Source organism: Sideroxyarcus sp. TK5, assembly GCF_054601595.1.
Window position 1 is genome coordinate 1 of record NZ_BAAHSJ010000019.1, and the last position, 7,368, is coordinate 7,368.

A 7,368-nucleotide genomic window follows, 5' to 3' on the forward strand; every position below is an offset into this window, starting at 1 on the left:
AGCACCGGCAGAACAAAGATGGAGCAATGCAATCGAGCAGTGAAATAGTTTAAGCTCGCAACCCAAGGGCTTTACTACTGATCGGTGGTAGGGCTACAGGGGGCAGGTCAGAAATAGCTTCTTCATTTTCTCTTTTCGGACTCGATGCGAAAGCATTCGCAGAGCTAACAGAATGCCATGTTCGCCGACTCGGAACGACACGCCCTAATGACTGGTGGAGAAACAATGGGGTAGGCCGCCGGAAAAGGGACGCAAAATGCTGAACAGTCATGATGTTCATTTCGCTCTCGATCAACTATTAATTCGCCCAGTCGCATTCTTCCCGGTCTTTGCAAAACTTGGCGGCAGCGTGAATGCAGGAGTAATGCTGTCGCAACTATGGTACTGGTCTGATGGCCGAACGAAAAATGAGGATGGCTGGATCTGGAAAACGGCGCCCGAATGGTTTACTGAGACAGCGCTGACTGTATCTGAGGTGGAAGGAGCTCGAAAGAAATTAGTCGAGCGAAGGCTTATCAAATACAAGCGAGCCGGGATTCCGGCCAAGCCTTACTACAGACTCGACAAGCAAGCTATCTTGGAGGCCATTTATGCGCTGCGGGCCCAGGATTCCAGTTCGCCCAATTGTGGCAAACAAGGTGCAGCAGTTTAGGAAAACAAGTTTGGTCAGAAGCCTGTGCCTTGTCCGCCAAAAAGCGAAAAACATAATACAGACACCACAGCTTAGATTACTTCAGACACCACCACAGGTATCTGGGCGAATCAACGAATCGTGTTAATCCCCGGTTCGTTTGGAGTGGATGGTTGAGGAAAGAAAAGGGGGGCACCGGATGCAAGCCTAAAGCTGTTCCGCCTTCCTTTGGCCAGAATGTCTGATGCGTTTCCGCTCCCCTCGAAGAGAGCAAGTACAGCGGCGGCCTCATAATTCGTTTTGGCTTTGTGGCGGATACACATCAGCTGCAAGTCAAACGCCACAGCTCTTGGCACCTCGAACTGCACACAAAGCTGATCGAACTCGTCGCTGGATAGAGACCATGGCTGGTTGAATAGTAGATGCATCTTACAATCCGATTCAGCCTTGCCACCTTCAATGATTGTGAATGGATGGAAACATGGCTTGTTCATGCGAGCAGTCTAGCATGTCAAGTTGCGCAAAGATCGAGATTGAAAATGCCCTAGATGAAGGCTCGCCTTGGGCCTACTGATTCCTGATAATCCTTATTATCAAGAATTGCACTTTTCGCAGAAAAAGTCAGGCAATATAAGCCGCCGTTCAAAACAGCCAAATACCCCTGCATATACAGGCGTCTGCAAAGCTGTGTTCTGAAATACAATCGACGCATCACTCAGCAGAGCGCGACACCATGGATGAGCAACAAAAAAACACAGCAGAGATGATCAATGGACTGGTGCGACCAGAAAGAATGGCTCACACCATCGGGCGAACGCCCAAGTACATCCAGGGCGAGATTGCCGGCCTTGTGGAGGGGGAGCAGATTCCTGGCTCTTTCGGAGATCTGATCAAGCGTTCTGTCGAGATGACTGAAGAGCACAAGGAATTCGCCGGAACAAACGTTGTATCGATTTTTCGGAAGGGCGTTGTTGGCTAGATCCCTATGGGGGCTATACCACCATAGAGCCACCTTCAACGGTTGAGCAGTTCAGCGGCCTCTCGCTTCCCCAGCGCCCTTAAAGCTACGACCCTTTCCATTTGCGAAGCTCGCGGACTCGACTTGCCGGCCTCCCAGCTGTAAACGGTCTGCGCGGACACTCCGAGAAGGGAGCCAGCTGCTTCTGCGCTCAAGCCCAATCGATTTCGGTGGGATTTGAAACCCTTCGCTGTAAAACGCGGTTTGCTCGCGGGCTCGGAGGAGGGCGCTTCACCAGCCAATTTTGAAACGAGCTTTTCCAATCTGCCAACTTGCTGCTCAAGAGATGATGCACGCCGCTTCAGTGATACAATTTCTGAGCGGTATTGAGTGGATGTCTTCCTGAGCTTGTCAGTCTCTCCACGCATCTCTTTGCGAGAAATTCGCGCGATCTCATCCTTCAGCATTGACGTAAGATTGGCCACAATTAATCCTCCTAGGATTGTTCACGGTGTTTTAAGTAGCACTCTATGAATACTGCGTTTACATTGTAGCCCATAGGCTGCAAAGACTTAAGGTCAGTCTTGGCGGAAATTCGGCCATTGCGGCCGTTGCAAACTATGCCGGGAGACTTCCGTTTTGCGCTAGTAACCAGCTAGTAACCAGCTAGTCACCAACCGAACAGCTGAACATGCGCGGGTTCGACTCGACACTCGGGGCGAGTTCAGTATGGATCTCTCGAAACGAAATCGTGAATGTCGCGCAGCCGAAATTCCGCGCACTCAAGATGATGCCTGTAACATCTGGGACACTCACGAGCGAACCAAGTGAACTCTCCCAGCCGCGGGTCATCCTCAGGGGGCATCGCTCTCGAGTTCGAAGCTGATGCGATCGAGTGTGCGGACTACTTCCGGCGAGCTGTCATAGAATCGCGGCAGCGCAGGCACGGGGCGAACGAACCGATCACACGAAGTCTCAACCAAGGGAGTCCACAATCAACGTTTGAATTCGCCGGCTGCCGTAGGCAGCCCGGTGCAATGATGGATTAGACATCATGTGTTGCATGACCTGCCGCATGTGCTTCTACTTGAACAGCTCATCACTTCGATTCTCAATCACGTAGTGCACTTGGCACAGAATACGGTAACTCGAAAAGAAGTTATCAAATGCTGACTGGAGCTCTTCTGCCCATTCCAGGCGGTTGGGCTGCTCGTTGAAAAAACGTTCTATGTCTTGCGTGTCTTCTCGTAAATGGAAGACAGTGTTTCGGAATCTCCTCAAAGCATCATCGTGCTTCTTCAGAAGGCTGCCTAGCATGTCGGCTTGCGGCACCAATTCGACAAAGTCCGGTGGCCGATCAGCCTGAACAAGTTTGCGAATCGCCAGCTTCTTGAAGCCCTCGGCCGTCACGGCAAGAAATCCAAGCCATGTGCCGAAATAGATCGACAATTGCACGCGATTATTCGGAGTCAGGCTTCCTCGTTGCTGCCACTTCTTCGTCAACTTTTTGTAGTTGTTTAGCATCAGCTCACTTGCTAAAAAGTAGTGTGCATACAGCGTTAGAACTGCATCGTCATCGCGATGGGGAAGTGCTGAAGGTTTCATCGGCAATCTTGACTCTGAATCAGCAGGAATAGACGACGTGCGAAGTGGCGAGTTTGCGATGCTAAAAGGTTATTGTAGAGACCTATGGGGCCGGATATTGCTTTTGGACAGGCACTTTCTTATTGCATTACGAAAAGGGAGAAGCAGACTCCGAAGCGCATTGAACCACATTACCTTGTTTGAGCATATATTCCAAAATAATTAGATTTTCGACTAAGTCTCGAAGAGTGAGGTGGTTGAACTGCAGACCAATAGATTGCGGAGTTGAAGGAGAGAATCCTGTTGCCACGCAAAGTACTTTTTCTCCGCCGTTTTGCCCGGATTCCAACATCGCTTGTTGCGGTTGGCGTGTTCTGAGAAGGCGTGGGAGCGACGAAAATGAAATTATTGAGGCGCCCGTTTGATGCTCAAACAAGCAAGATAGAATTCGTGCGCATTAAGTAAGTCAGACGAGAGCGGCGCACCACCATGTTGTGCGTGGGAAATCTGCATCGCACCTTTTGTCGTGATGCCATCATCCAGCATCATGTCCAGCTGTTTCGCCAAGCGACCCGGGATGTTATCGGAGCAGATGATGAATCCGCCGTCCATACCGCGGACGGGCGCGTTGCGAATGTCGCTTGCATTCACTCGCCCCTTGGATAAATTGATTGGCGCATAGCCGCTCACGCGACTTTTTGAGGCGCTATGCGTTGATTCCGTCTCCGGTATCTGTTGCCAGATATAAAACGGTTCGTTGAGGGAAGTGTTAAGCAGATCAGCGATGCGTAGATTGTCCTGAGTGACGCCTGTACTCTCGTTGTTTTGCGTTCTGCGCTTGTTGGCTTGACTGGTACCGCCTGAAGTAACAGAACGAAACTGTCCATCATAAAGAGCCTGTTCTATCGCCCTGAATTTATTGGCAAGGTCACTGCAATGTGAGCTTTCCAGCATCTCGCGCCCCTTGACGGTTAGTGTGATGAACATGGAGAAGATCGCCATGACGATGGCGGCTTGTATCAATGTGGAGCCGGATTGTTCACGTTTCATGAAGTTGTTTATCCTTGGCCGATTAAGGGTGTTGTATACGGATACTAGCAGTATCCATTTTAATGGTAGGGATTAATGTATCCGGACTGAAAAAAAATAGAATCCGCTGTTTTTGTGCAGACAGGGTGGCAACATGCCAACAACCAGCAGTCATCTCATATGAAATTTGGTCTCCTTGCATCCAGCTTTTCGTGGTGCTACCTAACACCCAGATATATTTTTACCTTCATCACCATCGGCCCGACTGATTTAACGGCCTGTATTAGCTGCGCTTCCGATACGCCCATCCACTTTGTCCAGTATCGCAATTCCCACGGTTCATTTACGTTGATACGTTTCGGGTCCTGCGGTTGGCGGATGTTCAGATTGTCTGGCATGGCTATTCTCATAGTGTGCGGGAAACGAGATGGATTCTGCGCACTCCGATATTCCCAAGACAACCTGTGAACTTTGATAGGACAAACGTTTTGCAGGAGGCGATAGGATTTTGTCCATGCGCAAACAGGGACGGGAGAGATATTCATGGATCAGGTGATCGCAAGTTCGGTAGTTGCCGCAAATTCCTCGGTGCAATCAAATCTAATCGATAGGACGGGAGAAGCTGTAAACCAGTTCTCCAGCGAGATATTGGGCTACGCGATAATTCTGGCGGCGATCGGTACGATAACCATGGCACTCATCGAGCTATACAAAAGCATGATGAATTCCAGACTGCACTTCCACAAAAATCGCGTTCGCGCGTGGCTGAAAGCTGACCGTGATCCAGATGCCTACTCAGAGATGATGTCGATTGCCACAGGCAACCCAATCAAGGATGACTTCCTGACGAGCCACTCCGTCAGAATCACTAACAAGGCGATGGGGGAAGTACATTTCAGTGACGTGATATTCGACCAGCCGACAGAGAAAATGATGGGGCAATTCCAGTCGGCTGCCAACATCGTCATGGATTTTCCCGCGAGGTATCCGGCGTTGTATGCATTCCTGACGGGCAGCGTATCCGCCAACAGGCTGCATGAGGATGCAAGACAGTGGGTGGACTACTGTGCGATGGCATCAAACGGGATGGCGTATGAGAGCTATGGAGAGAAGAAGTTGGGGCGCGAGGCTTCGCAATCTCGCGCAAGGCTGGCAAACCTGGTCGCCAGGAAACTGGATGGATTTCAGAACGAAACGCAATATCTGTGGGCTGAATATAACCAGCGTGCCGCCGTCGTTCTCGGCTCGATAATCATGTACTCCGTCCTGAAGAATAGTGATGCGGGTAGCCATCTCGGACAATTAGAGATCGCGCTTCTGTCGGTGATTGGCGGAATGGTCTCTCCCTTTGCCAAGGATGTCGTGTCGGCCTTGTCTGGCTTGAACGCCAAGAGAAAGTAGGCGATGCCAGACGCAGACTGGAATGCCACCTCTCTGTCTTTCAGGCAGAAGAGAAAAGGAGGGGAGGTCAAGCAGCTCGATCCGGCAGAGCGGCAGATACTGTTCGAGAAGTTGAGACAGGAATTAAGTGCCAAACCGCTGCCGGTACTCCTACTGCTGGTACACGGATACAACAACGACAAAGCAGACGCGACAAAAGCTTACGAGAACGGCTTTCGCGACTGCCAGCGCAGGATTGCGCAGGAGCGGGGCAATCAGCCGATACTTGACAACAGAGTGGTCGGAGAGGTGTTTTGGCCGGGTGACGCGAACTGGGGATTGTTTTCCTTCTTGTTCTATATGGGCAGCATAGAGCACGCCCTCCAGTCTTCTAAAGAATTGGCGAACGTGCTTGTTCAGCTCTGTCGTGAGATCCCGCAATTGAAGATAGAGATCGTCGCCCACTCCATGGGGTGCAGATTGACTCTGGAGCTACTCAGTCAAATGTTCTGGCTGTATGACCGGATCAATTGCGTGGTGCTTATGGCGGCAGCAGTGCCAACATTTAAGTTGGAAAACTCGAATCGAGGGAACTTGCGTTCCGTGATCGAGAATGTGCCGGTCAAAAGTCTGTACTCTAATTCCGACATAGTACTGTCGACGGCATTCCCGCTTGGACAAACATTTGCGCCGGGAGATGAGGGGATATTGCCGGTAGCACTCGGGCATAACATTTGGGTGGATGGGAATGCATACATCGAACAGAAGCCGGTGGATGGCGCAGGTCACTCTGACTACTGGGGGTGGAAACCCAAAACCTTGCACATAGGAATGGAAGCGAACAAGTTGGTGCGAAGCATGCTGGGTCAATATGAAAACTGCCCGAGAACGATTGGCGCCAGGGGCGCGTTAGTCAGAAGGAATTGTGAAGATATTTCAGGAGCTGAGAGTCTGCGAAATCCAACCAGAATCATCGGCGATGAATTGTTAATTCAATAGTAGGGTACGATTATGAAAAGAATAATTTCAGCATTGATGTTGTATATGGTTACACAGAGTGCCCATGCGGCGGGTTGTGGCGAGTTGGAGTGGAAGGCAAAGGATCTGAGTACTGGACAGACTTTCCAAACTGAGAAGCCGGGATATTTCGACGTCGGTTTAGGTTATGCAAGCATCGACAATGTTGCAGGGGGGCTCGCTGCTTCTGGAATCCTCGCAACAATCAAGGTTTATCCATGTGGAAAATGGTATGCGGTGCGTAAGGGATCGACTCCAAAGGAGGCGGCAGAGAAGGTGGTCAGAGCGGCCGCCAATCCATCGGATACGGCAGCTATGGCCGCAGCAGAAATTGAACTGCGCGGGCTCTTTGAAGATCGGGATATATATCCGCTGGTCGGTGAGGAATGGAAGCATCGCTTTTCCATATTCTATGGAAGATCGCTGGGAAACTTCGATCCGACGAGCATAGAGGGAGAGGTGAATGCGATTGGTATTGGATTCGACATTGCACCTGAATTTGCTGTAGTTGGAGGGAGGGCAATGTTTCGTACAAAAGGGGCTGCTGGCGACACGGGACGTTGGATGATTGGTGTGCAGATGAACTTCAGCGCTTTTTCAGCATTCCGGGATTTGGGGAAATAAGGCTCTGAGATTTCCTTGAGAGCGGAAGGGCATGAGGTGAACGGAATTAACCTCACCGTAGTATGTGATGCATCTTGCCTGGCAGGCTAGATTAATCTCAAAACGACTGCTTTTATGGAAGCAGCGGTCTTATTGGATGCGCCTA

At 50.6% G+C, this 7,368-nt stretch carries 10 protein-coding genes; 5 read left to right on the plus strand and 5 right to left on the minus strand.

What is annotated here, in order from left to right:
• Nucleotides 1–256 precede the first annotated feature (256 nt).
• Nucleotides 257–652, plus strand: coding sequence for a hypothetical protein (locus ACYPYQ_RS13395; protein WP_459724416.1), 396 nt, complete (start codon nucleotides 257–259; stop codon nucleotides 650–652).
• Between the two features lie 110 nt (nucleotides 653–762).
• On the opposite strand, the gene ACYPYQ_RS13400 is transcribed toward ACYPYQ_RS13395, so the two are convergent.
• Nucleotides 763–1,125 carry a hypothetical protein gene (locus ACYPYQ_RS13400; RefSeq protein ID WP_459724418.1) on the minus strand — a complete coding sequence of 121 codons (363 nt, stop codon included), beginning with the start codon at nucleotides 1,123–1,125 and terminating at the stop codon, nucleotides 763–765.
• 239 nt (nucleotides 1,126–1,364) lie between these two features.
• Between ACYPYQ_RS13400 and ACYPYQ_RS13405 the strand changes: the two genes are divergently transcribed.
• Nucleotides 1,365–1,610 carry a hypothetical protein gene (locus ACYPYQ_RS13405; RefSeq protein ID WP_459724419.1) on the plus strand — a complete coding sequence of 82 codons (246 nt, stop codon included), beginning with the start codon at nucleotides 1,365–1,367 and terminating at the stop codon, nucleotides 1,608–1,610.
• Between the two features lie 35 nt (nucleotides 1,611–1,645).
• Here the strand turns inward: ACYPYQ_RS13405 and ACYPYQ_RS13410 are convergent, their stop codons facing one another.
• From ACYPYQ_RS13410 to ACYPYQ_RS13425, 4 genes are all read right to left on the minus strand, one after another.
• Nucleotides 1,646–2,056, minus strand: a complete 411-nt coding sequence (locus tag ACYPYQ_RS13410) for a helix-turn-helix domain-containing protein (protein WP_459724427.1) — start codon at nucleotides 2,054–2,056, stop codon at nucleotides 1,646–1,648.
• A gap of 616 nt (nucleotides 2,057–2,672) precedes the next feature.
• Nucleotides 2,673–3,194 carry a hypothetical protein gene (locus ACYPYQ_RS13415; protein ID WP_459724420.1) on the minus strand — a complete coding sequence of 174 codons (522 nt, stop codon included), beginning with the start codon at nucleotides 3,192–3,194 and terminating at the stop codon, nucleotides 2,673–2,675.
• Between the two features lie 384 nt (nucleotides 3,195–3,578).
• Complete coding sequence (locus tag ACYPYQ_RS13420) at nucleotides 3,579–4,223, minus strand: hypothetical protein (protein ID WP_459724421.1); 645 nt, start codon at nucleotides 4,221–4,223, stop codon at nucleotides 3,579–3,581.
• Nucleotides 4,224–4,420: 197 nt separating this feature from the next.
• On the minus strand, nucleotides 4,421–4,747 hold the full coding sequence (locus ACYPYQ_RS13425; protein ID WP_459724423.1) for a DUF3606 domain-containing protein: 327 nt from the start codon (nucleotides 4,745–4,747) through the stop codon (nucleotides 4,421–4,423).
• Here ACYPYQ_RS13425 and ACYPYQ_RS13430 point away from each other — a divergent pair.
• The 3 genes from ACYPYQ_RS13430 to ACYPYQ_RS13440 are packed head-to-tail and all read left to right on the plus strand — an operon-like array spanning nucleotide 4,746 to nucleotide 7,223.
• Nucleotides 4,746–5,603 carry a hypothetical protein gene (locus tag ACYPYQ_RS13430; RefSeq protein WP_459724424.1) on the plus strand — a complete coding sequence of 286 codons (858 nt, stop codon included), beginning with the start codon at nucleotides 4,746–4,748 and terminating at the stop codon, nucleotides 5,601–5,603. The two genes, ACYPYQ_RS13425 and ACYPYQ_RS13430, sit on opposite strands and share 2 nt — an antisense overlap.
• Before the next feature lie 3 nt (nucleotides 5,604–5,606).
• Complete coding sequence (locus ACYPYQ_RS13435) at nucleotides 5,607–6,581, plus strand: alpha/beta hydrolase (protein ID WP_459724425.1); 975 nt, start codon at nucleotides 5,607–5,609, stop codon at nucleotides 6,579–6,581.
• Between the two features lie 12 nt (nucleotides 6,582–6,593).
• Nucleotides 6,594–7,223, plus strand: a complete 630-nt coding sequence (locus ACYPYQ_RS13440) for a hypothetical protein (protein WP_459724426.1) — start codon at nucleotides 6,594–6,596, stop codon at nucleotides 7,221–7,223.
• Nucleotides 7,224–7,368 lie beyond the last annotated feature (145 nt).